26 protein-coding genes are annotated in these 20,941 nt (G+C 68.4%); 8 read left to right on the top strand and 18 right to left on the bottom strand.

What is annotated here, in order from left to right; genetic code table 11:
- Nucleotides 1–209 precede the first annotated feature (209 nt).
- The 5 genes from KAH28_RS13075 to radC all read right to left on the bottom strand — a co-directional run bounded on the left by KAH28_RS13075 (nt 210) and on the right by radC (nt 2,706).
- On the bottom strand, nt 210–770 hold the full coding sequence (locus KAH28_RS13075) for an AraC family ligand binding domain-containing protein (RefSeq protein WP_290577314.1): 561 nt from the start codon (nt 768–770) through the stop codon (nt 210–212).
- Complete coding sequence (locus tag KAH28_RS13070) at nt 767–1,381, bottom strand: methylthioribulose 1-phosphate dehydratase (RefSeq protein WP_290577312.1); 615 nt, start codon at nt 1,379–1,381, stop codon at nt 767–769. Before KAH28_RS13070 ends, KAH28_RS13075 begins: the two co-directional genes overlap by 4 nt.
- A gap of 139 nt (nt 1,382–1,520) precedes the next feature.
- The gene (gene rpmG, locus KAH28_RS13065) at nt 1,521–1,697 is read right to left on the bottom strand and encodes a 50S ribosomal protein L33 (RefSeq protein WP_290577310.1); all 177 of its coding nucleotides are present in this window, start codon (nt 1,695–1,697) and stop codon (nt 1,521–1,523) included.
- Nucleotides 1,698–1,701: 4 nt separating this feature from the next.
- Nucleotides 1,702–1,938 (bottom strand): 50S ribosomal protein L28, encoded by a 237-nt coding sequence (gene rpmB, locus KAH28_RS13060; RefSeq protein ID WP_290577308.1) that lies wholly within the window; start codon nt 1,936–1,938, stop codon nt 1,702–1,704.
- A 96-nt stretch (nt 1,939–2,034) separates the two neighbouring features.
- Nucleotides 2,035–2,706, bottom strand: coding sequence for a DNA repair protein RadC (radC, locus tag KAH28_RS13055; RefSeq protein ID WP_290577306.1), 672 nt, complete (start codon nt 2,704–2,706; stop codon nt 2,035–2,037).
- A gap of 82 nt (nt 2,707–2,788) precedes the next feature.
- Between radC and coaBC the strand changes: the two genes are divergently transcribed.
- The 8 genes from coaBC to KAH28_RS13015 all read left to right on the top strand — a co-directional run bounded on the left by coaBC (nt 2,789) and on the right by KAH28_RS13015 (nt 9,584).
- On the top strand, nt 2,789–4,024 hold the full coding sequence (gene coaBC, locus KAH28_RS13050) for a bifunctional phosphopantothenoylcysteine decarboxylase/phosphopantothenate--cysteine ligase CoaBC (RefSeq protein WP_290577304.1): 1,236 nt from the start codon (nt 2,789–2,791) through the stop codon (nt 4,022–4,024).
- A 257-nt stretch (nt 4,025–4,281) separates the two neighbouring features.
- The gene (locus KAH28_RS13045) at nt 4,282–4,494 is read left to right on the top strand and encodes a type II toxin-antitoxin system HicB family antitoxin (RefSeq protein WP_290577302.1); all 213 of its coding nucleotides are present in this window, start codon (nt 4,282–4,284) and stop codon (nt 4,492–4,494) included.
- Nucleotides 4,495–4,530: 36 nt separating this feature from the next.
- Nucleotides 4,531–4,974: a dUTP diphosphatase gene (dut, locus tag KAH28_RS13040; RefSeq protein ID WP_290577300.1), complete on the top strand. Its 444-nt coding sequence runs from the start codon at nt 4,531–4,533 to the stop codon at nt 4,972–4,974.
- On the top strand, nt 4,974–5,834 hold the full coding sequence (gene argB / locus KAH28_RS13035; protein WP_290577298.1) for an acetylglutamate kinase: 861 nt from the start codon (nt 4,974–4,976) through the stop codon (nt 5,832–5,834). Before dut ends, argB begins: the two co-directional genes overlap by 1 nt.
- A 142-nt stretch (nt 5,835–5,976) precedes the next feature.
- On the top strand, nt 5,977–6,603 hold the full coding sequence (locus KAH28_RS13030) for a PepSY-associated TM helix domain-containing protein (protein WP_290577297.1): 627 nt from the start codon (nt 5,977–5,979) through the stop codon (nt 6,601–6,603).
- A 10-nt stretch (nt 6,604–6,613) separates the two neighbouring features.
- A complete protein-coding gene (locus KAH28_RS13025; protein WP_290577295.1) occupies nt 6,614–7,126 on the top strand; it encodes a DUF2271 domain-containing protein in 513 nt (170 codons plus the stop codon).
- 25 nt (nt 7,127–7,151) lie between these two features.
- A complete protein-coding gene (locus KAH28_RS13020) occupies nt 7,152–7,973 on the top strand; it encodes a DUF4198 domain-containing protein (protein WP_290577293.1) in 822 nt (273 codons plus the stop codon).
- A gap of 6 nt (nt 7,974–7,979) precedes the next feature.
- Nucleotides 7,980–9,584 (top strand): sulfite reductase subunit alpha, encoded by a 1,605-nt coding sequence (locus tag KAH28_RS13015; protein WP_290577291.1) that lies wholly within the window; start codon nt 7,980–7,982, stop codon nt 9,582–9,584.
- A gap of 176 nt (nt 9,585–9,760) precedes the next feature.
- On the opposite strand, the gene KAH28_RS13010 is transcribed toward KAH28_RS13015, so the two are convergent.
- The 13 genes from KAH28_RS13010 to KAH28_RS12950 all read right to left on the bottom strand — a co-directional run bounded on the left by KAH28_RS13010 (nt 9,761) and on the right by KAH28_RS12950 (nt 20,935).
- Complete coding sequence (locus KAH28_RS13010; protein WP_290577289.1) at nt 9,761–10,786, bottom strand: oligopeptide/dipeptide ABC transporter ATP-binding protein; 1,026 nt, start codon at nt 10,784–10,786, stop codon at nt 9,761–9,763.
- Nucleotides 10,759–11,226: a Dps family protein gene (locus tag KAH28_RS13005; RefSeq protein ID WP_290577287.1), complete on the bottom strand. Its 468-nt coding sequence runs from the start codon at nt 11,224–11,226 to the stop codon at nt 10,759–10,761. Before KAH28_RS13005 ends, KAH28_RS13010 begins: the two co-directional genes overlap by 28 nt.
- Nucleotides 11,227–11,319: 93 nt before the next feature.
- Complete coding sequence (locus KAH28_RS13000; protein ID WP_290577285.1) at nt 11,320–12,285, bottom strand: NAD-dependent epimerase/dehydratase family protein; 966 nt, start codon at nt 12,283–12,285, stop codon at nt 11,320–11,322.
- Nucleotides 12,282–13,106 carry a lysophospholipid acyltransferase family protein gene (locus KAH28_RS12995; protein WP_290577283.1) on the bottom strand — a complete coding sequence of 275 codons (825 nt, stop codon included), beginning with the start codon at nt 13,104–13,106 and terminating at the stop codon, nt 12,282–12,284. Before KAH28_RS12995 ends, KAH28_RS13000 begins: the two co-directional genes overlap by 4 nt.
- Before the next feature lie 31 nt (nt 13,107–13,137).
- Nucleotides 13,138–13,557 (bottom strand): CBS domain-containing protein, encoded by a 420-nt coding sequence (locus tag KAH28_RS12990; RefSeq protein ID WP_290577282.1) that lies wholly within the window; start codon nt 13,555–13,557, stop codon nt 13,138–13,140.
- Nucleotides 13,558–13,629: 72 nt separating this feature from the next.
- Nucleotides 13,630–13,821: a (Na+)-NQR maturation NqrM gene (gene nqrM / locus KAH28_RS12985; protein ID WP_290577281.1), complete on the bottom strand. Its 192-nt coding sequence runs from the start codon at nt 13,819–13,821 to the stop codon at nt 13,630–13,632.
- A gap of 58 nt (nt 13,822–13,879) precedes the next feature.
- Nucleotides 13,880–15,097, bottom strand: a complete 1,218-nt coding sequence (gene nqrF / locus KAH28_RS12980) for an NADH:ubiquinone reductase (Na(+)-transporting) subunit F (RefSeq protein ID WP_366918190.1) — start codon at nt 15,095–15,097, stop codon at nt 13,880–13,882.
- A gap of 15 nt (nt 15,098–15,112) precedes the next feature.
- Nucleotides 15,113–15,718: an NADH:ubiquinone reductase (Na(+)-transporting) subunit E gene (nqrE, locus tag KAH28_RS12975; protein WP_290577279.1), complete on the bottom strand. Its 606-nt coding sequence runs from the start codon at nt 15,716–15,718 to the stop codon at nt 15,113–15,115.
- Between the two features lie 12 nt (nt 15,719–15,730).
- The gene (locus KAH28_RS12970; RefSeq protein ID WP_290577276.1) at nt 15,731–16,393 is read right to left on the bottom strand and encodes an NADH:ubiquinone reductase (Na(+)-transporting) subunit D; all 663 of its coding nucleotides are present in this window, start codon (nt 16,391–16,393) and stop codon (nt 15,731–15,733) included.
- Between the two features lie 5 nt (nt 16,394–16,398).
- Entirely contained in the window at nt 16,399–17,175 is a 777-nt protein-coding gene (locus tag KAH28_RS12965; protein ID WP_290577274.1) for a Na(+)-translocating NADH-quinone reductase subunit C, read from the bottom strand.
- Between the two features lies 1 nt (nt 17,176).
- Entirely contained in the window at nt 17,177–18,397 is a 1,221-nt protein-coding gene (locus KAH28_RS12960; protein ID WP_290577272.1) for an NADH:ubiquinone reductase (Na(+)-transporting) subunit B, read from the bottom strand.
- A gap of 4 nt (nt 18,398–18,401) precedes the next feature.
- Nucleotides 18,402–19,760 (bottom strand): Na(+)-translocating NADH-quinone reductase subunit A, encoded by a 1,359-nt coding sequence (locus KAH28_RS12955; protein ID WP_290577270.1) that lies wholly within the window; start codon nt 19,758–19,760, stop codon nt 18,402–18,404.
- 128 nt (nt 19,761–19,888) lie between these two features.
- Entirely contained in the window at nt 19,889–20,935 is a 1,047-nt protein-coding gene (locus tag KAH28_RS12950) for a succinylglutamate desuccinylase/aspartoacylase family protein (protein WP_290577268.1), read from the bottom strand.
- Nucleotides 20,936–20,941 lie beyond the last annotated feature (6 nt).

The following is a 20,941-nucleotide window of genomic DNA, read 5'->3' as shown; positions in this document are numbered from 1 at the left end:
GTCACGATGGCTTGAATCATTGGCGCTTCCGTTGCCTTCCGTGGCGCGTGGTCCCGGCCCGGCCTTTCACGCTGCGCTTTCCTGCTGCGCGTGAAAGTCCAGGGTGTGCATCCTTGCACACCCGCAGCTCACTCGGTGAGCAGCCCCTGGCCGGGCGTTCGCCGACATCGGCGGCGGCGGCGCCGATCACGCGCGGCGCGGTCGACGGCTCAAGCCGCCAGCTCGATGCCGTCCATGCGCGGGAAGCGGTCGGCGATGGCGCTGCCGGTGAAGTTCGCGACCCAGCCCTCGGGCGTGGTGAACAGCCGGATGGCGGTCAGGTTGGGCTCGGGCCCCATGTCGAACCAGTGCGTCATGCCGGCGGGCACGGACAGCAGGTCGCCCCTGGTGCAGTGCACGACGAAGACCCGGCCCTCGGCGTGGAGGTAGAACACGCCCTCGCCCTCGACGAAGAAGCGGACCTCGAAGTCGTCGTGGGTGTGCTCGTGCAGGAACTTGTCGCGCAGCGCTTCCTTCTGCGGGTGCTCGCTGGTCAGCGAGATGACGTCCACCGAGCGGAAGCCGTACTGCTTCATGAGACGGTCGATGGGCTCGCGGTAGACCTCGATGATCTCGTCCTGCGAGGCGTCGGGATCGAGCGGCTGGGAGGCTTCCCACTGCTCGTAGAGCACGCCGATGCGGTCGAGCTCGCGCGCGATGCCGCCGCGTTCGCGGATGGCGCGCTCGGCCTGATGCGGATTGTGCTCGGAGAAAACGGTCAGGCTGGTCATGTGCGGGTGTGTCTCCCCGTTGCGGACTGCCATGTGCAGTCAAACAAGAATTCCAGAGCTTCCGTGCGGTAACGGGCCTCGGCCACGCTCGAACCCCAGGCGTAGAGGCCGTGACCGCGGATCAGGAAGCCCTGCCGGCCACGATGCTTGTCCAGTGCGCTGTCTACGACAGCAGCGAGACGGGAAATGTTCTGGTCGTTCTCGAAGACCGGTATCGAGACAGTCGCTTCATGGGTGGTGACCTCCTCCAGAATCTTCAGCAGCTCATAGTTATCGAGCACGACTTCGTCGTGCGTCCGCGACAGCAGGGTCGCGGGAACCGAATGCGTGTGCAGCACCGCACCGGCGTTGCCGCAGGCGCGGTAGACCGCGCAATGCAGCAGGGTTTCGGCGGAGGCCCGGCGGCCGGCCTCCAGCGGGTTGCCGTCGGCATCGACGACCAGGAAGTCGGAGTGCGTCAGCTCGCCCTTGTGGCAGCCGCTCGCCGTCATCAGGAAGCGGTCGGATGCGATGCGGGCCGAGAAGTTGCCGCCGGTGGCAGGCACCCAGCCGCGCTGGTGCAGCAGGCGGCCGGCGCCGATGAGCTCGTCGGTGATGGCTGCGGTATTCACGGCCTGGGGGCGTCTCGGCGCGAGGGTTAGCGGGTGCGCAGACTAGGCGCGTCGTATTGCGGCTTCAAGACGTTCCCGCGACCGGATGACGGACGCGCACGCATGACCCGACCGGCGGCGCTGACGCGCCGCGCACCGCCTACTTGATCTTCGCTTCCTTGAAAGCGACGTGCTTGCGGGCGACCGGGTCGTACTTCCGGAATTCGAACTTGTCCGGCGTGTTCTTCTTGTTCTTGGTGGTGGTGTAGAAGAAGCCGGTGCCGGCCGTGGAGACCAGGCGGATCTTCTCGCGATCCTTCTTCGCTTTGGCTGCCATGGCGTCAGACCCTCTCGCCGCGCGTGCGGATATCGTTCAGGACGGTGTCGATGCCGTTCTTGTCGATGATGCGCATGCCCTTGCTGGAGACGCGCAGCTTGACGAAGCGCTTCTCGCTCTCGACCCAGAAACGATGCGTATGCAGGTTGGGGAGGAAGCGCCGGCGCGTCTTGTTGTTGGCGTGCGACACGTTGTTGCCCACCGTCGGGCGCTTGCCGGTCACTTGGCACACTCGGGACATGGAAAACCTCGGATCAAGTACGGACGGCGGACGCCCGCTGTCGAAAGAGCGCGGCTTTATATCAGAAGCCCCCCTTTCTGACAAGCCGGACCGCGCTCACAGCCAGCCCCGCTCGGCGAAGCTGACGCAGTCGTCACCCACCACGACGTGGTCCAGCACGCGGATGTCGACGGTACGCAGCGCCGCGATCAGGCGCTCGGTCAGATCGCGGTCCGCGGCCGACGGCTCGGCCACGCCGCTGGGGTGATTGTGCGCCAGGATCACCGCGGCCGCGTTGCGGCCCAGCGCACAGCGCACCACCTCGCGGGGGTACACGGCGGCCGCGTCGATGGTACCGCGCGCCAGGGCCTCGAACGCGATGACGCGGTGCTGGTTGTCGAGCAGCAGCATGCCGAACAGCTCGCGCGGCTCGTCGCGCAGACGCGCCTGCAGATAGCGCCGCGTGCCGGCCGGATCGCGCAGCGCGTCGCCGCGCTGCAGCTCCTCGGCCAGATGCCGCCGCGACAGCTCGACCACCGCCTGCAGCTGCGCGTACTTGGCGGCACCGAGTCCGCGCGCGGCGCAGAAGGTGTCGGCATCGGCCGCCAGCAGCCCGCGCAGGCCGTCGAAGCGCGCCACCAGCTCGCGCGCCAGATCCACCGCGCTGGCGCCGGCCACGCCGGTGCGCAGGAACACCGCCAGCAGCTCGGCATCGCTCAGATGATCGGCACCCAGGGCGAGCAGCTTCTCGCGCGGACGCTCGCCTTCCGGCCATTGGCGGATCCCCATGACCGACTCCCGTTGTTTCCCCGGCGTAAATACTAGCGCCGCGGACGCCGATGCGCCCGCGCGCTGCGCTACCATGCGCGCCATGTCCCAGCCCAGTCTTGCCGGACGCCGCATCCTGCTCGGGGTCAGCGGCGGCATCGCGGCCTACAAGTCGGCCGAGCTCGTGCGCCTGCTGCGCAAGGCGGGCGCCGAGGTGCAGGTCGTGCTCAGCGACGGCGGCGCGCGCTTCATCACGCCGGTGACCCTGCAGGCGCTGTCCGGGCACCCGGTGCGCCAGAGCCTGTGGGACGAGAACGCCGAGGCGGCGATGGGCCACATCGAGCTGGCGCGCTGGCCGGATCTCATCGTCGTCGCGCCGGCCTCGGCCAACGCCATGGCCCGGCTCGCGACAGGCATGACCACCGACCTGCTGTCGACGGTCTGCCTGGCCAGCGACAGGCCGCTGATGCTGGCGCCGGCCATGAACCGCCTGATGTGGGCGCACCCCGCCACCCAGGAGAACGCCCAGCGCCTGCGTACGCGCGGCGTGCAGCTGGTGGGCCCGGCTGCCGGCGATCAGGCCTGCGGCGAGGTGGGCGACGGCCGCATGGTCGAGCCCGCCGACCTGCTGACCGCGATCGGGGACGCCCTCGGCAGCGGCGGAGCGCTTGCCGGCCGGCGCGTGGTCATCACCGCCGGCCCCACGCGCGAAGCCATCGACCCGGTGCGCGTGCTGTCCAATCGTTCGTCCGGCCGCATGGGCTTCGCGCTGGCGGAGGCCATGGCGCGCGCCGGCGCCGCGGTGACGCTGGTGGCCGGGCCGGTGGCGCTGGATACGCCGGCCGGCGTCGAGCGTATCGACGTCGAGTCCGCGGCCGACATGAGCGAGACCGCCAGCCGGGCCGCGCGGGATGCCGACATCTTCGTCGGCTGTGCGGCGGTGGCCGACTACCGCCCCGCCCAGGCGCGCGCGCAGAAGATCAAGAAGCACGACGAGAGCCTGAGCCTGGAGCTCGAGCGCACCGAGGACATCCTCGAGCGCCTGCGCGGCGAGCAGCCGGCGCTGTTCATGGTGGGCTTCGCGGCCGAGACCGAGAACCTCGCCGAGAACGCGCGCGGCAAGCTGGCGCGCAAGCGCCTGCAGATGGTGGCCGGCAATCTGGTCGGCGATGGCCGCGCCTTCGACCGCGAGGACAACACCCTGACCCTGTTCACCGCCGAGGACGCCGCCGAGCTCGGCAGCGGCACCAAGCGTGAGCTGGCCGGCCGCATGGTGGAACGGATTGCCGAAGCGTACGACGCGTCACAGTCCGCCGGCACCGCCGATGCGCGCCGCTAGCCCGGAATGGGGAAGTACGCAAAGCTGCGGCGAAAGATTCTTTACGGGTAGCGCTGATACCAACATCGCGTTCGCGGACCTTCGACAGCTGCTCATTCGCCTTGAGTTCGTCGAGCGAGTCCGTGGCGATCATCACATCTTTATGCACGTTGATGTCGACGAAATATTGAACCTGCAGCCACGCGGCAAACTATCCAAGCCGTACCAGGTCCGACAGGTTCGCAATATGCTGGTGAAGCACCGATTGGGGGAAGCGGATGTCGATTCGATATGAGCTCATCGTCTACTGGAGCGATCCGGATCAATCCTTCGTGGTCGAGGTACCGGAGCTGCCCGGCTGCATGGCAGACGGCGCGACTTACGAGGACGCGGTCGCCAACGCCCGGCAGGTCATCGCGGAGTGGATCGATACGGCTCGTGAGCTCGGCCGCACGATCCCGGAACCGAAAGGTCGGCTCGCGTATGCGTGACCGCTTGCTGCTTCCGACCGCACGAGGCCGAACCGAATGACCGAAATTGAGCTGCGTGTGCTCGACGAGCGCGCCCGCATCCCCGAGTACGCCACCTTCGGGTCCGCCGGACTCGATCTGCGCGCGTTGCTCGACGCGCCGCTGACGCTGCAGCCGGGCGACACCGAGCTGCTGCGCACCGGCCTGTCGATCCACATCCAGGACCCGGGCATGGCGGCGGTGATCCTTCCGCGCTCGGGGCTGGGCCACAAGCACGGCATCGTGCTGGGCAATCTGGTGGGGCTGATCGACTCGGACTACCAGGGCGAGCTCATGATCTCGGTGTGGAACCGCGGCAAGACCGCATTCACTGTCGAGCCCTTCGAGCGCGTCGCCCAGCTGGTGCTGGTACCGGTGGTGCAGGCACGCTTCCGGCAGGTCGAGGCGTTCGGCGACAGCGTGCGCGGCGAGGGCGGCTTCGGCTCGTCCGGGAGGCAGTGATGGCGCTCAACGCCGATACCGCCATGCAGGTCGCGCACGTCCTCACCGAGGCGCTGCCGTACATCCGCCGCTTCGCCGGCAGGACGGTCGTCGTCAAGTACGGCGGCAACGCCATGGAGAACCCGCAGCAGGCGACCTCCTTCGCGCGCGACATCACGCTGATGAAGCTGGTCGGCATCCACCCGGTTGTGGTGCACGGCGGCGGCCCGCAGATCGGCCAGCATCTCGAGAAGCTGGGCATCGCCTCGCGCTTCGTCAACGGCCTGCGCGTGACCGACGCCGCCACCATGGAGGTGGTCGAGATGATGCTCGGCGGCCACGTCAACAAGGCGCTGGTCGCGGCCATCAACCAGCAGGGCGGCCGCGCGGTCGGCCTCACCGGCAAGGACGGTGGCCTGATCCGCGCGCGCAAGCTGCCCTCCGAGGAGGACATCGGCCAGGTCGGCGAGGTCGCCGCCATCGATCCCGAGGTGATCACGCATCTGGAGGCCGGTGGCTTCATCCCGGTGATCGCGCCGGTGGGCGTGGGCGAAGACGGTGCGGCTTACAACATCAACGCCGATACCGTGGCGGGCAAGATCGCCTCGGTGCTCAGGGCCGAGAAGCTCATGCTGCTGTCGAACATCCGCGGCGTGCTCGATACCGGCGGCAACCTGCTGACCGGCCTGGACACCCACGAGGTTGACGCGCTGATCGCCGACGGCACCATCCACGGCGGCATGCTGCCCAAGATCGCCTGCGCACTCGACGCGGTGAAGAGCGGCGTGCGCGCCGTGCACATCGTCGACGGCCGCGTCGAGCACGCGGTGCTGCTGGAGCTGTTCACCGACGAAGGTGTGGGCACGCTGATCAAGGCCTGATCGTCGACCGGATCTCGCACGCCGCCATGCGGCGGCCCGGTGTCGGTATTGTGCTGCGAATCATTCGCATTCATAATTGCAGGCGATTCCGCTCCGGCCGCCCCGTCGCCCGTGTCCCCGATTCCATCAATGCAGCCCCGGCGTGACCGGTGACGCCGCCCCGCAGCGTCGCGCGGCCTGGCTTCGACATGTCACCCGCTGGCACTGGATCAGCTCGGCGATCTGCCTGATCGGCATGCTGGGCTTCGCGGCGACGGGCATCACCCTCAACCATGCCGCACAGATCGGCGCCGATCCCCGCATCACCCACCGGACCGCCGAGCTGCCCGGGCCGCTGCGCGCGTCGCTGGCGGAGGCCGCGCCCACCGATCGCGCGCCGCTGCCCCCGGCACTGCGCGAGTGGCTCCGCGGGGCCCTGGACATCCGCGTCGGCGGGCGCAGGGCCGACTGGTACGACGACGAGATCTACCTCGATCTCCCCCGCCCAGGCGGTGACGCCTGGCTGGCGCTGGACCTCGCGGACGGCGTGGTCGAGTACGAGCGTACCGATCGCGGCTGGGTGTCCTATCTCAACGATCTGCACAAGGGCCGCAACACCGGCGCCGTCTGGGGCTGGTTCCTGGACGCCTTCGCGGTGGCCTGCCTCGTCTTCTGCATCACCGGCCTGCTGCTGCTGCAGGCCCACGGCAGCCGTCGCGCCGCCACCTGGCCGCTGGTCGGGCTGGGTCTGATCGTGCCGATGGTGCTCGCCATCCTGTTCATCCACTGAGCCTCTCACCATGCGTACCGCCTTCGTTCTCGCTCTCGGGTTCCTGCACGCCGCGCCGCTGGCCGCCGCCGAGCTGGCCGTCGACATCACCATCCCGCGCCTGTCGGTAGCCGAATACCACCGGCCCTACGTGGCCGTCTGGGTCGAGACCCCCGGACACGACGTCGCTGCCGACCTCGCGGTCTGGTACGACCTGCGCATGGCGGACGACGAGGGCGAGAAGTGGCTCAAGGACATGCGCCAGTGGTGGCGCCGCAGCGGGCGCGGACTGGACATGCCGGTCGACGCCGTGAGCGCCGCCACCCGTCCGCCGGGCAAACACACGCTGCGCTTCGCCACCGGCGAAGCGCCACTCGGCGAGCTGCCCGCCGGCGACTACCGGCTGGTGGTCGAGGCCGCGCGCGAGGTCGGCGGTCGCGAGCTGCTGCGCGTGCCCTTCACCTGGCCTCCCGCGGAACCGGTCGAGGCCGGGGTCGCGGGCGATCGCGAGCTCGGCACCGTCACGCTCCGTCTCGCCCCCTGACCCCACGACGCTCGAGGAATCCGCCATGCCACGCTTCGTCCCGCCGCTCGCCGCGATTCTCGCGCTGATCCTGTCGTTCCCGGCCGCGGCCCATCGCCTGTGGATCCTCCCCGAAGCGACCGTGCTGTCGGCCGAGGACGCCTGGGTGACCTTCGACGCCGCGGTATCGAACGACATCTTCCATACCGACTACCACGCGCTGCCCACCGACGCGATCCGCGCTGCCGGCCCCGACGGCAGGCCGGTGGCGCTGCAGAATGCCGCCACCGGCAAGTACCGCAGCACCTTCGACCTGCACCTGGCACGGGAAGGCACCTACCGCGTCGGCGTCGTGGCGCAGGGCCTGAGCGCGCGCTGGGAGGAGGACGGCGAACGTCGCTTCTGGCCCCCGCGCGGTGGCACCTACACGCCGGAAGGCTTCGAACGGAACGTCCCCGACGATGCCGACAGCCTCGAGATCCGGCGGTTCTCGCGCCGCATCGTGACCTTCGTCACCGCCGGCCTGCCCAGCGACGAAGTGCTCACGCCGACCAACGAGGGGCTCGAGCTGGTGCCCGAGACGCACCCCAACGATCTCTTCACCGGCGAGACCGCGACCTTCCGCCTGCTCATCGATGGCGAGCCGGCCGCCGGCGCCGGGATCGAGGTCGTCCCCGGGGGCATGCGCTACCGCAACGCGCAGGACGCCATCGTGACGACCAGCGACGCCGACGGCACCTTCACGATCACGTGGCCGCGGGCCGGTCGCTACTGGCTCGGCGCCGAGTACCGCGACGAGAACGCCGAAGCGCCCGCGAGCCTGCGTACCGGCAGCTACAGCGCAACCTTCGAGGTGCTGCCGCAGTAGGGCGCCATGACCTCCCGTACCCGGTTGCGCCCGGCCGCGCTCGTTCAGCCCGCGCTGCTCGCCGCGCTCGGCCTGACGGGCATCGCGCTTGCCTTCGTCCAGACCGCACCGCCGCCGAACCGCTGGCCGGGGGCGGACGAATGGAGCGCGGCCAGCATCGTGCTGCTGGCCTTCGCCGCACTGTGCGCAACGCTCCTCCGCCCGGGTCGCAGCGCCAACCATCCGCCCGCGGGCGCATCGCCGGATCTGGTGGTGCACGCGAGTCAGACCGGCCTCGCCGAGATGCTGGCGCAGCGCACCGCCGCCGCGATCGCCGGCGACGGCGACGCTGCGCCCGCGCACGCCCTCGGCCGCCTCGACATGGCGTCGCTGAGCGGTGCCGAGCGCGCCTGGTTCGTGGTCAGCACCACCGGCGAAGGCGACGCGCCGGATCCGGCACGCCACTTCGTCGCGGATGCCATGCACCATCGGCCCGACCTCGGCCATCTCGAGTACGCACTGCTCTCGCTGGGCGACCGGCGCTATACCGACTTCTGCGGCTTCGGACGACGCCTCGATGCATGGCTGCGCGCCTGCGGCGCCCGGCCGATGGCACCGGCCATCGAGGTGGACGACGGCGACCCAACGGCCCTGGCGCGCTGGCGCGCGCTGATCGCCGACCGCGGTGGCCACGCCGCCGCACTGGCGCCCGGACCCGAGGCGCCGTGGCGACTGGACGCGCGCCGGCACAGCAATGCCGGGAGCCCGGGCGGTGCCATCTACCGGGTACGTCTGGTGCCGGAAGGCCCGCTGCCCGCATGGCAGGCCGGCGACATCGCCGAGATCACGCCGCGCAACGATCCGGCGGCCGTCGCGCGCACGCTGGCGGCGCTGGGACGCGACGGCGACCTGGATGCCGGTGGCGCACCGCTGCGCGACCGGCTGAGCCACCGCCGCCTGCCCGCCCCCTCGGCGCTCCCCGCATTGCGAGACCTGACGCCGGATGCGCTGATCGGGCAGCTGCGGCCGCTCCCGCACCGGAGCTACTCGATCGCCTCGATCCCGGCCGACGGCGCCGTCGAGCTGCTGGTCCGGCGCATGCCCGGCGAGAACGGCGACAGCGGACTGGGCTCGGGCTGGCTCTGCGAGCACGCGCCGCCGGGAAGCAGCATGCATCTGCACATCCGCTCCAACCCGGGCTTCCAAGCACCACCGGGTGCGCCCCCGCTGATCCTGATCGGCAACGGTACCGGCCTGGCAGGACTGCGCGCCCACCTGCGTGCACGCGCCGCGGCCGGCGAGCGGCCCAACTGGCTGCTGTTCGGTGAACGCACGCGCGCCCACGATCTCCACTTCGGCGACGAGATCGCGCGCTGGCAACAGGACGGCACGCTGACGCGCGTCGACCTCGCCTTCTCGCGCGATCAGGACGAGCGCGTCTACGTCCAGCACCGCCTTTCGGCGGCGGCCGACACACTGCGCGCGTGGATCGACAATGGCGCCGCGCTGCTGGTATGCGGCAGCCGCGACGGCATGGCTGCCGGCGTGGACGCGACGCTGCGCGAGATCCTGGGCAGCGATCGCGTCGACGCCCTGATGGAGGACGGGCGCTACCGGCGCGACATCTACTAGACCGTCGCCGGCGTCCGGGAGCGGTGCGGAACACGGAGCATCCGGGATCCGGGATTCGGGACCCGCTACTCGCCGGCGCTTGCATCTTCGGCCCGTCCGGGTCGGTGCGGCGTGTTCCTGCAACGGGCCGACGCCAGCGCGCCGTCGCGCCCCCGGCATCGACCGGTGCGCTCGCCTCAGCGCAATGCGCGCGTCACCATCGGACTGGCGTGCCGGGCGGCGAAGTGGCAGGCCGAATACCCGCCGTGCTCCTGGCGGTGCCAGTCGGGCGCGCGTTCGGCGCAGATGCCGTCGGCCAGCGGGCAGCGCGTGCGGAAGACGCAGCCGGTCGGCCGCTCGCGCGGATCGGGCAGCTCGCCCTCGAGCAGGATCTGCTCGTCGCGGCGGGCATCGAGCCGCGGGACGCACGACAGCAGCGCACGCGTGTAGGGATGCGCCGGAGCGGCTAGGACGTCGGCGGTGGCGCCCTGCTCGACCACCTTGCCAAGATACATCACCAGCACGCGGTCGCAGAGCTGGCGCACGACGGCGAGATCATGCGCGATGACCAGCATGGCCATGCCGGTGCGCTCGCGCAGGTCCTGCAGCAGATTGATGATCTGTGCCTGCACGGAGACATCCAGCGCCGAGAGCGGCTCGTCGCAGATGAGGAGATCGGGCTCGACGACGAGGGCGCGCGCGATGGCGATGCGCTGCGCCTGGCCGCCGGAGAAGCTGTGCGGGTAGCGCTGGCCGTGTTCGGGCTGCAGCCCGACCTGCTCCAGCATGGCGTGAATGCGCGTGTGGCGCTGCCTGCGATCGAGGTCCGGCCTCAGGGCACGCAGCGGCTCGTCCAGCAGCTGCTCGACGCGCATGCGCGGGTCCAGGCTGGAAGCGGGATCCTGGAAGACCATCTGGACGGCGCGGCGCTTGCGGCGCCACGCGCGCGGGCTGCCGACCTGCTCGCCGCCGACCAGCAGCGAACCGACCCGGGGCGCCTGCAGACCGGCCAGCGTGCGCGCCAGCGAGCTCTTGCCGCAGCCGGACTCGCCAACCACGGCCACGCTCTCGCCGGGTGCAATGTCGAAGCTGACATCGTCGACCGCAACGAGCCCCGCCCCGCGGCGGAGCTCGCGGCGATCGCCGTAGACGACGCGCAGCTTGCGCGCCGTCAGGACGGGCGGACCGGCGGGCCCTAGTCGAGCAGGCTGCGCAGCATCCACGCAGTCTTCTCGTGCAGCTGCATGCGCTGCGTGAGGAGATCCGCGGACGGCTCGTCGTGCACTTCCTCGGCCAGCTTGAAGACCTCGCGCGCGACCTTGGTGACCGTCTCGTGATCCCGGACCAGCTGACGGATCATCTCCTGCGCGTCGACCTGCGTGGTTTCCTCGCGAACCGTCGACAGCTCGTCGAACTCCTTGTAGCTGCCCGGCGCGCGCTCACCCAGGGTACGGATGCGCTCGGCGATCTCGTCCACCGCGGTGGCGGCCTCGGTGTAGTGCTCCTCGAACATCTGGTGGAGCGTCGTGAACATCGGGCCCGTCACGTTCCAGTGGAAGTTGTGGGTCTTCAGGTAGAGGGTGTACTCGTCCGCCAGCAGTCGGCACAGCCCCTTGGCGATGGCGGCGCGCTTCTCTTCGCTGATGCCGATGTCGATATCCATTGCTTCACTCTCCTTTTGCAGTGATCCACACGAGCCTAGCGAGTCGCTCGCGGCGGTGCCAATTGCATCTCGGTGTGCCACCGATAGCGGACATCAATTCCCGCGCAGCTTGCGCGTTCGATAGTACGCCAGGACCTCGTGAAGATTATGCTGCGGCTGCCACCCGAACTCGCGACTGAACAGCGAGCCGTCGATCACCACCGGATACTTGAAGTAGTTGATCAGGTACGGAGGAAAGAAGGCATTCCAGTTGAGCGAACGGCTGAGCATGCGCGGCACCACCGGCGGCACGGAGGGCACCGGCAGCGGGCGCGAACCGGCATGACGCACCGCGTCCTGATAGGGCACGTAGTCGTCCGGCGCCACGTTGTAGACGCCGGGCCGGTTGCGCTCGAAGGCGGCCTGGATGGCGTCGGCCATGTCCTCCACGTGCAGGAACTGCATCATCGGGGAGTACCCCAGCAGGACCGGCACGAAGCGGCGTGACAGCAGCAGCGACATGCTGTTGCGCACACCCGGCCCGAGAATGTTGCACGGGCGCAGGATGGTCAGATTCATCTCCGGATGCTTCCAGAGCCAGATCTGGGCCAGGCTTTCGAGCTCGACCGCATCGACCAGGTCGTGGGTGACCTCGCTCGCCTTCAGCGGCGCGTCCTCCAGCAGCAGCGCAGGGTTGTACGGACTCGCGCCGTAGACGAAGTAGGTGGAGTGGATGAGGACCTGCCCCACCTGGTACTTGCGGCACAGCTCCAGGAGCCGGCGCGTTCCCAGCACGTTGGCGTTGTAGCGCCGGAGCCGAGTCGACTCGTGCGCGAAAATGCGGCCGATGTGCAGGACGGCATCGATGCGGTGATTGCGGAAGACGTCCTCGAAACCGCGCTTCTGCATGTCCACCATGTAGCTCGGGATGCCGGCATCGGTCTCCACGCGGCAGCGGAAGTCGGCCGCGATCACCCGGTAGCGGCCCTGCAGCCGGCTGATGACGCGTTGCGCCAGCGAACCGCCGGCACCGGTCACCAGCACGCTGGGCCGGTCGTCCCTCTGTGCAGACGATGTCAAAACAGTCGGTCTCCGCGTTGTTCGAGCCCGCGCGCGACCAGCGCGTCGATGGTCGCCTTCACCCGGTCCACCTTGGCATCCACGGCCGCCTCGTCGTCATCATCGCCGGTGAACCGCATGGGCTCTCCGATGTTGATGAACACGCGCGCCGGCAGCGGCACCGGCGGCGCCAGCGGAACGTAGGGTACCGACAGCAATCGCGCCAGCGGCTTGATGTTGGCGACCGACGGCATGGTCTCCTCGCAGCCGACGATGCCCACGGGCAGCACCGGGGTGTCGTGGGCCAGTGCCAGCCGGATGAAGCCGTTGCCGAAGCGCTGCAGCTGATAGCGCTTGCGGTAGGGCTTTCCAGAGCCCCGGATGCCCTCCGGGAAGACGATGATCGCCTCTTCGCGCTCGAGCATGCGCGCGCAGTTCGCCGGGTCGCCGATGACGCCGCCGAGATGGGTCAGCATGTTGCCCAGCCAGGGCACGCTGGGGAAGAAGCGCTCGATCATCGCGCGCGGGGCGCGCGGCGCCACCGGATTCGACTGCAGGGCGTATCCCAGCAGCACGCCGTCCATCGGCAGCTGGCCGGAATGATTGGCGATGATCAGGACCCGGCCGTGCGCGGGCACGTGTTCGAGCCCGGTTGTCCGCACGCGGAAGTAGCGCTCGTAGAGCGCCTGCACGAGCGGATAGGCGAGCTTGACGGCCTGCTCGTTGTAGCCCCACGGGTCGTATCCGAAGCTGCCCGTGGGCTTGGCGCTCCGGGCGAGCGCCGACTCGACCTCGGGAGTGACCAGCCGCTCGGCGATGCGCCCCAGGAGGGCGGACCTCATGCGGAGCGTCTGGGGACCCGCGTTGACCGGGTCATACCGGATACTTGCCGCGCAGCGCGTCGATGGCGCGGAGCACGTCCGAGCGGCTGATGTTGCCGACCAGCCGGTTGTCCGAGACCACCGGATAGCGCTTGAAGGACGATTCCATGAACATGCGCGCGATCTCGAGGATGCTGGCGTCGGCGTCCACGGTGACCACGCGCGGACTCATGAAATCCCGCACCTTGCCGCCGAAATCGCCGTGGTAGCCGGCGTTCAGGGCGACGCGCATGCAGTCCTTCTCGGACAGCATGCCCACCAGGTTGCCCAGTCGATCCACCACCGGAGCACCCGAGATCCCCTTCTCGAGCAGCTCGTTGATGGCGTTGAGCACGTCCGTTTCCGGCGTGAAGGTGAGCAGATGCGCACTCATGTAGTCCTGCACGCGAATCTTGTCGAGCGGTGTCCCCACGGCGCCTACCCGTTCGTTATTCGTTGATCCGCAGTATGCCGCAGCCCGGCGCGGCCGTCAGCAAGCCGCCGCCTACTGCTTCTCGGCCGGCTCGCAGCGGTCCTCGCTCGACGCGCCGCAGATATTGCAGCGTTCCCCGGTCGCGGCGGACAACCCGCCGCAGCTGCCCTTGAGGGGCTTGTTCTGCAGCAGGCCGACCGCCAGGCCACCGAAGGTGACAGCGAATACGGCGAAGGTGACGCCGAAGAGAATGATGTCGGACATGCCGGTTGCCTCCATGCGGAAGGGACAGCGGATGCGGGCAGCGGTTCCGGATGCGCGTTCAGCCGCCGAAATCGTCGAGCATGATGTCCTCGCGCTCGACGCCGAGATCCAGCAGCATCTTGATGACCGCCGCGTTCATCATGGGGGGACCGCACAGGTAGTACTCGCAGTCCTCGGGCGCCTTGTGATCCTTGAGGTACTTCTCGTAGAGCACCTCGTGGATGAAGCCGGTGGGCCCCTCCCAATTGTCCTCCGGAAGCGGCTCGGAGAGCGCGACGTGCCAGTCGAAGTTGTCGTTCTCGCTGGCCAGCATCTCGAAGTCCTCGACGTAGAACATCTCGTTCTTCGAGCGGGCGCCGTACCAGAAGGTCATCTTCCGGTCGGTCTGGAGGCGGCGCAGCTGATCGAAGATGTGGCTGCGCATCGGCGCCATGCCGGCGCCGCCGCCGACGAAGATCATCTCCTTGTCGGTCTCGCGCGCGAAGAACTCGCCGAAGGGCCCGGAGATGGTCACCTTGTCGCCGGGCTGGAGTCCGAAGATGTAGCTGGACATCAGGCCCGGCGGCACGTCCGGGTTGCGCGGAGGCGGGCTGGCGATGCGGACGTTGAGCATGATGATGCCCTTCTCGTCCGGATAGTTGGCCATCGAGTAGGCGCGCATCACCTCCTCGTCGCACTTGGAGACGTAGCGCCACTGGTCGAACTTGTCCCAGTCGCCGCGGAAACGGTCCTCGATGACGAAGTCCTTGTAGTGCACCTCGTGCGGCGGCGCCTCGATCTGGATGTAGCCGCCGGCACGGAAGTCGACGTTCTCACCCTCGGGCAGCTCGAGCACGAGCTCCTTGATGAAGGTCGCGACGTTGTGGTTCGACTTGACCGTGCATTCCCACTTGCGGACCCCGAAGACCTCTTCGGGGACCTGGATCTTCATGTCCTGCTTGACGGTCACCTGGCACGACAGCCGATCACCCTCGCGCGCCTCGCGCTTGGTGATGTGGCCTTCCTCGGTCGGAAGGATCGAGCCGCCGCCCTCGTAGATCTTGACGCGGCACTGCGCGCAGGTGCCGCCGCCGCCACAGGCCGAGGGCACGAACAGGCCGTTGTTGGCGAGCGTGCCCAGGAGCTTTCCGCCGGTGGGGACCGAGATGGTCTTTTCACCGTTGATGTCGATGTTGACGTTGCCCTGCGGCACCAGCTTGGAGCGCGCGAGCAGAATCACCGCCACCAGCACCATGATGATGCCGGTGAAGAATCCCACGCCGAGTACCACTTCCATCATGAGACAGATCTCCTAGATCTGGATGCCGGAGAAGGCCATGAAGCCGAGGGAGAGCAGCCCTACCGTCATGAAGGTGATGCCCAGCCCCTGCAGGCCATCCGGAACGTCCGAATACTTGAGCTTCTCGCGCACACCGGCGAGCGCGACGATCGCCAGTGCCCAGCCGGCACCCGATGACATGCCGTACACCGCCGATTCGGCGAGGGTGTAGTCGCGCTCCACCATGAACAGCGTGCCGCCGAGAATGGCGCAGTTCACTGTAATCAATGGCAGGAAGATCCCCAGTGCGTTGTAGAGGGCCGGCACATACTTGTCGAGGAACATCTCCAGCAGCTGCACCATCGCCGCGATGATGCCGATGTAGGAGATCAGGCCGAGGAAGGACAGGTCCACTTCCGGCAGCCCGAGCCAGCCCAGCGCGCCGTCCTTCAGCAGGTACTGGTAGACGATGTTGTTCGCCGGCACGGTGATGGCCTGCACGGCGACCACCGCGATGCCGAGGCCGAGCGCGGTCTCGATCTTCTTCGAGATCGCCAGGAAGGTGCACATGCCCAGGAAGAAGGCAAGCGCGAGGTTCTCGACGAAGATCGAGCGGATGGCGAGATTGACGAGTTCCATCGCGGTCTCCGGTTAGAGGACTTCGGTGCGGTGCACCTGGTGGATCTGATAGTCGGGCTTCTCGACCTGCTCCGGCTTCCAGGTGCGGATACCCCAGATCAGGAAGCCGATCAGGAAGAAGGCCGACGGCGGCAGCAGCAGCAGGCCGTTACCGACGTACCAGCCGCCCTCGCTCGCCAGCGGCAGGATCTGCACGCCCATCAGCGAGCCGGAGCCGAACAGCTCGCGGATCACGCCGACCGCGACCAGGATGAAGCTGTAGCCCAGCGAATTGCCGAGCGCGTCGAAGAACGACGGGATCGGGGGATTCTTCATCGCATAGGCCTCGGCGCGGCCGAGGATGATGCAGTTGGTGATGATCAGCCCGACGAACACCGAGAGCTGTCGCGCGATGTCGTAGAGATAGGCGCGCAGCACCTGGTCTGCCACCACCACCAGCGATGCGATCACCGTCATCTGGACGATGATGCGGATGTTGCTGGGCGTGATGTTGCGCAGGAAGCTGATGAAGAAGCTCGACAGCGAACACACCGCGGTGAACGCCAGCGCCATGGTCACGGCCGTTTCGAGCTTGGCCGTCACCGCCAGCGCGGAGCAGATCCCGAGCACCTGGAGGATGATCGGGTTGTTGTCGAACACCGGCTCCTTGACCAGTCCCTTCAGATTGTCAGCCATACCGTTCAGCCTCGCGCGTTGCGCTCGATGAAGGGCTTGTAGCCCATTTCGGAAAACCAGAATTTCATGAGGTTGGAGACACCGTTGGAGGTCAGCGTCGCCCCCGACAGCGCGTCCACCTTGTGCTCCGAGCCTTCTCGCTGCGGGTCGACGCCGCCCTTGGTCAGGCGGAACGCCGCCTCGCCTTCATCGTTGTAGACCTCCTTGCCGACCCATTGCTCCTGCCACTCGGGGTTGGAGACCTCGCCGCCCAGACCGGGGGTCTCGGCATGGTCGTAGAAGGTGACGCCGGCGATGGTGTTGGCGTCGTCCTCCAGCGCCACGTAGGCGTACATGGTGGACCACAGCCCGTAGCCGGCGACGGGGAAGACGTAGTTGCGCACGTTGCCCTCGTCGTCGCGCACCAGATAGACGATGGCCTTCTTCGGAATGGCGCCGATGCCGGCGATGTCCTCGGCGCCGGACAGCGCGACGTTGCTGCCCGACTCCTTGGCCGCCGCGAACATGTCGTAGTTCTGCGGATCGACGCCCTGGACCTCCTCGCCCGTCTCCAGGTCGATGACCAGGGTCTCGATGCGGTCGTTGAACACCGCGTTGACGTCCATGCCCGGCTCGCGGAGCCCGACGACGGCGAGCACGTTGGCGCGCTGGTCGAGCAGCTTGTTGTGCTCCTGTAGCGGGCGCAGGGACACGGCCGCACCCGAGACCACGACCGCGCAGGCCATGCACAGCACCAGCGCCATGATGAAGATGTAGCTGCGTGAGTCCTTGTTCAGAGCCATGTCAGGTCGCCGTCAGAGTGCGCGCCTCGCGCCGGCGCATGTTCGCCTTGACGACGAAGAAGTCGATCAGGGGCGCGAAGATGTTGCCGAAGAGGATGGCCAGCATCACACCCTCCGGGAAGGCGGGATTGACCACGCGGATGAGCACCGTCATGAAACCGCACAGCGCGCCGAAGATCCACCGTCCCAGATTGGTATGGGATGACGACACCGGATCGGTGGCCATGAATACCGCACCGAACGCGAATCCGCCCATCGTGAAGTGCCAGTACCACGGCACGTTGAAGTAGGGACTGTCCTCGCCGCCGATGATGTTGAACAGCAGCACGGTCGCGATCAGGCCGCCGAACATGCCCAGCGTGATGCGGTAGTTGGCGATGCCGGTGAACATCAGGAAGACACCGCCGATGAGGATGGCAAGCGTCGATACCTCGCCCACCGAGCCCGGCAGCACGCCGATGAAGGTCTGCATCCAGCTGATGCCGCCGTCCTGCAGTCCGGCCACGCCGTTGTCGGCCGCCATCGACAGCGCGGTTGCCTGCGTGTAGCCGTCGGCCGCCACCCAGACCGAGTCGCCGGACTGCTGAGCGGGGTACCCGAAATAGAGGAAGGCACGGCCGACCAGGGCCGGGTTGAGGAAGTTCTTGCCGGTGCCGCCGAAGATCTCCTTGCCCACCACGACACCGAAGCTGATGCCCAGAGCCACCTGCCACAGCGGCGTGGTCGGCGCGAGGATCAGCGAGAACAGGACGGAGGTGACGAAGAAGCCCTCGTTGACCTCGTGATTGCGCACGCCCGCGAACAGGACCTCCCACAGACCGCCGACCAGGAACGTCACGAAGTAGATCGGTATCCAGTAGGTCAGTCCGTGGACGATGTTCGCGAGATGATTCGACGGGTCGTAGCCGAAGGGATCGATCACGAAATGACGGAAGCCCTCGAGCCCGTCCATGCCCATCGCCGCGAGCGCGGTGTTGGCCTGGAAGCCGACGTTCCAGGCCCCCATCAGGATGGCCGGGAAGGTCGCCAGCCAGACGTAGATCATCGTGCGCTTGAGGTCGATGCCGTCGCGCACGTGCGGGGCGCCACGGGTGACGTCCCCGGGCGAGTAGAAGAACGTATCCACCATCTCGTAGACGGCGTAATACTTCTCGAACTTGCCGCCCTTCGCGAAGAGCGGGTGCATGCGGTCGAGGAAGCCGCGAAGTCCCTTGCCAGCCATGGTCCTAGCCTTCCCGTTCGATGAGGTCGAGACTGGCGCGCAGATGCGGGCCGAAGTCGTACTTGCCGACGCAGACGAAGGACATCAGCGACACGTCCTCCTCGATCAGTTCGAGGGCGCCGAGCCCCTGCGCCACGTCGGTGTCGCGCACGAGGAGCGCGCGCAGCAGCGGTGTTGCCACGACATCCAGCGGCATCACCTTCTCGTAGTTGCCGATCGGCACCATCGCGCGCGGCGATCCGTTGGTCGAGGTGTTGAGATCGAAGTCGCGCGCACGCGCCGTCACCGACGACACGTAGGCGCGCGTGACCGAGAAGCGCTCGCCGAAGGGGTTGAGCCAGCCGAAGAGACGGCGCTCGTGGCCTTCCGGCAGCACCGAGATCTGGGTGTTGTAGCGCCCGAGGAAGGCCGCCCAGCCGGCGGCGCGACGGCCGTTCCAGACCGAGCCCGAGATGGCGCGCGCATCCATGTCCCGGAGTTCGCCGCGCAGCAGGTCGTCGATGCTGGCGCCGAGACGCGCGCGCACCAGGCGCGGCTTCTCCACGACCGAACCGCCGAGCGCGACGATGCGGTCGGTCCGGATGCGGCCCGTGGTGAACAGCGCGCCGAAGGCGATGACGTCCTGCGGCCCGATGTGCCAGTTCTGGCGCGCCATCGAGACGGGGTGCAGGAAGTGCATGTGGGTGCTCGGCAGCCCCGCCGGATGCGGTCCCTCGAACTCCGCCGTGCGGAAGCGATCGGATTCCGGCACCGGGATGTCGGCACCGGGCGCGGTGCAGATGTAGACCGGACCCTCGGTCAGGCGCGCCAGCACCTCGAGCCCAGCCTTGAACAGTGCCGGCTCCTCGTTGATCACGAACTGCGGGTCGGCAGCCAGCGGATTGGTGTCGATGGCGTTGACGAAGATCGCGGAGGCCTCGGCATCCACCGCCGGCACCTTGCCGAACGGCCGCGCGCGCAGCGCCGTCCACTGGCCGGAGGCGATCAGCGTCTCGCGCAGTGCCTTCGGGTCGGCGCTCGAGATGCGGCCGGCATCGATGGTGTCGAAGGTCTCGGCGTCATCGCCGTCGATGTCGATGACCACCGATTGCAGCGCGCGCCGCGCACCGCGGTTGATGGCGCGGACCGTCCCGGCGGCGGGCGCGGTGACGATCACGCCCGGGTTCTTCTTGTCCTCGAAGAGCGCCTGCCCGAGCTTGACGCGATCGCCTTCCTCGACCGACATGCTGGGCTTGAGCCCGACGTAATCGGGGCCGATGACCGCCACCGAGGAGACCCGGGCGCCTGCATCGACGCGTTGCTCGGGCTCGCCCGCCAGCCGCAGGTCCAGCCCTTTTCTGAGTTTTATGCGTTGCTTATCCACGGTGGGATACCCGCCTCTGCTCTGTTCGGAGTAGGGAAACCCGTGAAGTTTAACGGCTGCGCCGCACGACCATCCAGCGCGCGCAGGTGGACGTTCGACGTAGAGCGGCGCCCGCAGCGCCCGCGAGCCTAGTCGAACCGGGCTCTGGCGCCGGGCATGGCCTGCGCCATGCGGCGGGCCTCGGTGACCGCGCGCGCCGCCGCCCGGGGGGCTTCGACGCGCGCGATGTGGAAGAGCGCGTCGCCCTCGTGGACCAGCGGCAGTCCGGTTCCCCCGATGACGATGCCGTCGGTATGCGAGTAGACGGCGGTGTCGACACCGCCCACCGGATCGCCCACCCAGCCCACGCGCTGTCCCTCGGTCACCGCGTGACCGAGCCTGACCTGCGACCGCAGCACACCCGACATGGGCGCGCGCACCCAGGTGCTGCTGTGCGCCACCACCGGCTCCACCGGCAGCGCGCGGCGCATGTGCGACCGCAGCATGTCCATCTCGCGCAGCACGTTCATCACGCCGCGCACACCGATGCGGATCGCGACTTCGTCGAAACGCAGCGCCTCGCCGGCCTCGTACAGCAGCACCGGCTTGCCGTGGCCGGTGGTGTATTCGCGCAGCGTGCCGGCCGCGGGGGCCGAATCCAGCAGCAGCGGCGCACCGAAGGCGCGCGCCAGACGCTCGGTGGCGGCGTTGCCGAGATCGGCGCGGATCTGCGGCAGGTTCGGTCGCTGCAGCGCGCCGGTATGCAGGTCGATGCCGGCATCGGCGCGGTCGACCACCTCGGTGAGGAAGCGGTGCGCGATGCGCGCTGCCAGCGAGCCCGAGGGTGATCCCGGAAAGCTGCGATTGAGATCGCGCCGGTCCGGCAGATAGCGCGAGCGCTGCAGGAAACCCAGCACGTTGACCACCGGCACCGCCAGCAGCGTGCCGGCGAGATGCTTGATGGCGGGCAGCTCCAGCACACGCCGGATGACCTCGATGCCGTTGATCTCGTCGCCGTGCAGCGCAGCGGAGACGAACAGCACCGGCCCCGGCCGGCGCCCGTGGACCACGTGCACCGGCAGCGTCACCGGCGCGCTGGTGTACAGCGCGCCCAGATGCAGCGCGACCTGGCGGCGCGTGCCGGGCGCGATCCGCTGTCCGTCGATCTCGAAGTCGGTCGCGCGGCGCTGGCTCATGGATGC

The sequence above is a fragment of the Algiphilus sp. genome (genome assembly GCF_023145115.1).
Taxonomy (GTDB): domain Bacteria; phylum Pseudomonadota; class Gammaproteobacteria; order Nevskiales; family Nevskiaceae; genus Algiphilus.
This window is presented reverse-complemented; position numbering and strand designations above follow the sequence as displayed.

What these genes read in the sequence shown, in the direction of transcription:
- KAH28_RS13015 (WP_290577291.1), top strand. Translation starts at nt 7,980, where the DNA reads ATGACCTCCCGTACCCGGTTGCGCCCGGCCGCGCTCGTTCAGCCCGCG.
- KAH28_RS13020 (WP_290577293.1), top strand. Translation starts at nt 7,152, where the DNA reads ATGCCACGCTTCGTCCCGCCGCTCGCCGCGATTCTCGCGCTGATCCTG.
- KAH28_RS12995 (WP_290577283.1), bottom strand. Translation starts at nt 13,106, where the DNA reads ATGAGGTCCGCCCTCCTGGGGCGCATCGCCGAGCGGCTGGTCACTCCC.
- rpmB (WP_290577308.1), bottom strand. Translation starts at nt 1,938, where the DNA reads ATGTCCCGAGTGTGCCAAGTGACCGGCAAGCGCCCGACGGTGGGCAAC.
- dut (WP_290577300.1), top strand. Translation starts at nt 4,531, where the DNA reads ATGACCGAAATTGAGCTGCGTGTGCTCGACGAGCGCGCCCGCATCCCC.
- KAH28_RS12970 (WP_290577276.1), bottom strand. Translation starts at nt 16,393, where the DNA reads ATGGCTGACAATCTGAAGGGACTGGTCAAGGAGCCGGTGTTCGACAAC.
- KAH28_RS12960 (WP_290577272.1), bottom strand. Translation starts at nt 18,397, where the DNA reads ATGGCTGGCAAGGGACTTCGCGGCTTCCTCGACCGCATGCACCCGCTC.
- coaBC (WP_290577304.1), top strand. Translation starts at nt 2,789, where the DNA reads ATGTCCCAGCCCAGTCTTGCCGGACGCCGCATCCTGCTCGGGGTCAGC.
- KAH28_RS12965 (WP_290577274.1), bottom strand. Translation starts at nt 17,175, where the DNA reads ATGGCTCTGAACAAGGACTCACGCAGCTACATCTTCATCATGGCGCTG.
- rpmG (WP_290577310.1), bottom strand. Translation starts at nt 1,697, where the DNA reads ATGGCAGCCAAAGCGAAGAAGGATCGCGAGAAGATCCGCCTGGTCTCC.
- radC (WP_290577306.1), bottom strand. Translation starts at nt 2,706, where the DNA reads ATGGGGATCCGCCAATGGCCGGAAGGCGAGCGTCCGCGCGAGAAGCTG.
- KAH28_RS12950 (WP_290577268.1), bottom strand. Translation starts at nt 20,935, where the DNA reads ATGAGCCAGCGCCGCGCGACCGACTTCGAGATCGACGGACAGCGGATC.
- KAH28_RS13025 (WP_290577295.1), top strand. Translation starts at nt 6,614, where the DNA reads ATGCGTACCGCCTTCGTTCTCGCTCTCGGGTTCCTGCACGCCGCGCCG.
- KAH28_RS13075 (WP_290577314.1), bottom strand. Translation starts at nt 770, where the DNA reads ATGACCAGCCTGACCGTTTTCTCCGAGCACAATCCGCATCAGGCCGAG.
- KAH28_RS13005 (WP_290577287.1), bottom strand. Translation starts at nt 11,226, where the DNA reads ATGGATATCGACATCGGCATCAGCGAAGAGAAGCGCGCCGCCATCGCC.
- nqrE (WP_290577279.1), bottom strand. Translation starts at nt 15,718, where the DNA reads ATGGAACTCGTCAATCTCGCCATCCGCTCGATCTTCGTCGAGAACCTC.
- KAH28_RS13045 (WP_290577302.1), top strand. Translation starts at nt 4,282, where the DNA reads ATGTCGATTCGATATGAGCTCATCGTCTACTGGAGCGATCCGGATCAA.
- nqrF (WP_366918190.1), bottom strand. Translation starts at nt 15,097, where the DNA reads ATGGAAGTGGTACTCGGCGTGGGATTCTTCACCGGCATCATCATGGTG.
- nqrM (WP_290577281.1), bottom strand. Translation starts at nt 13,821, where the DNA reads ATGTCCGACATCATTCTCTTCGGCGTCACCTTCGCCGTATTCGCTGTC.
- argB (WP_290577298.1), top strand. Translation starts at nt 4,974, where the DNA reads ATGGCGCTCAACGCCGATACCGCCATGCAGGTCGCGCACGTCCTCACC.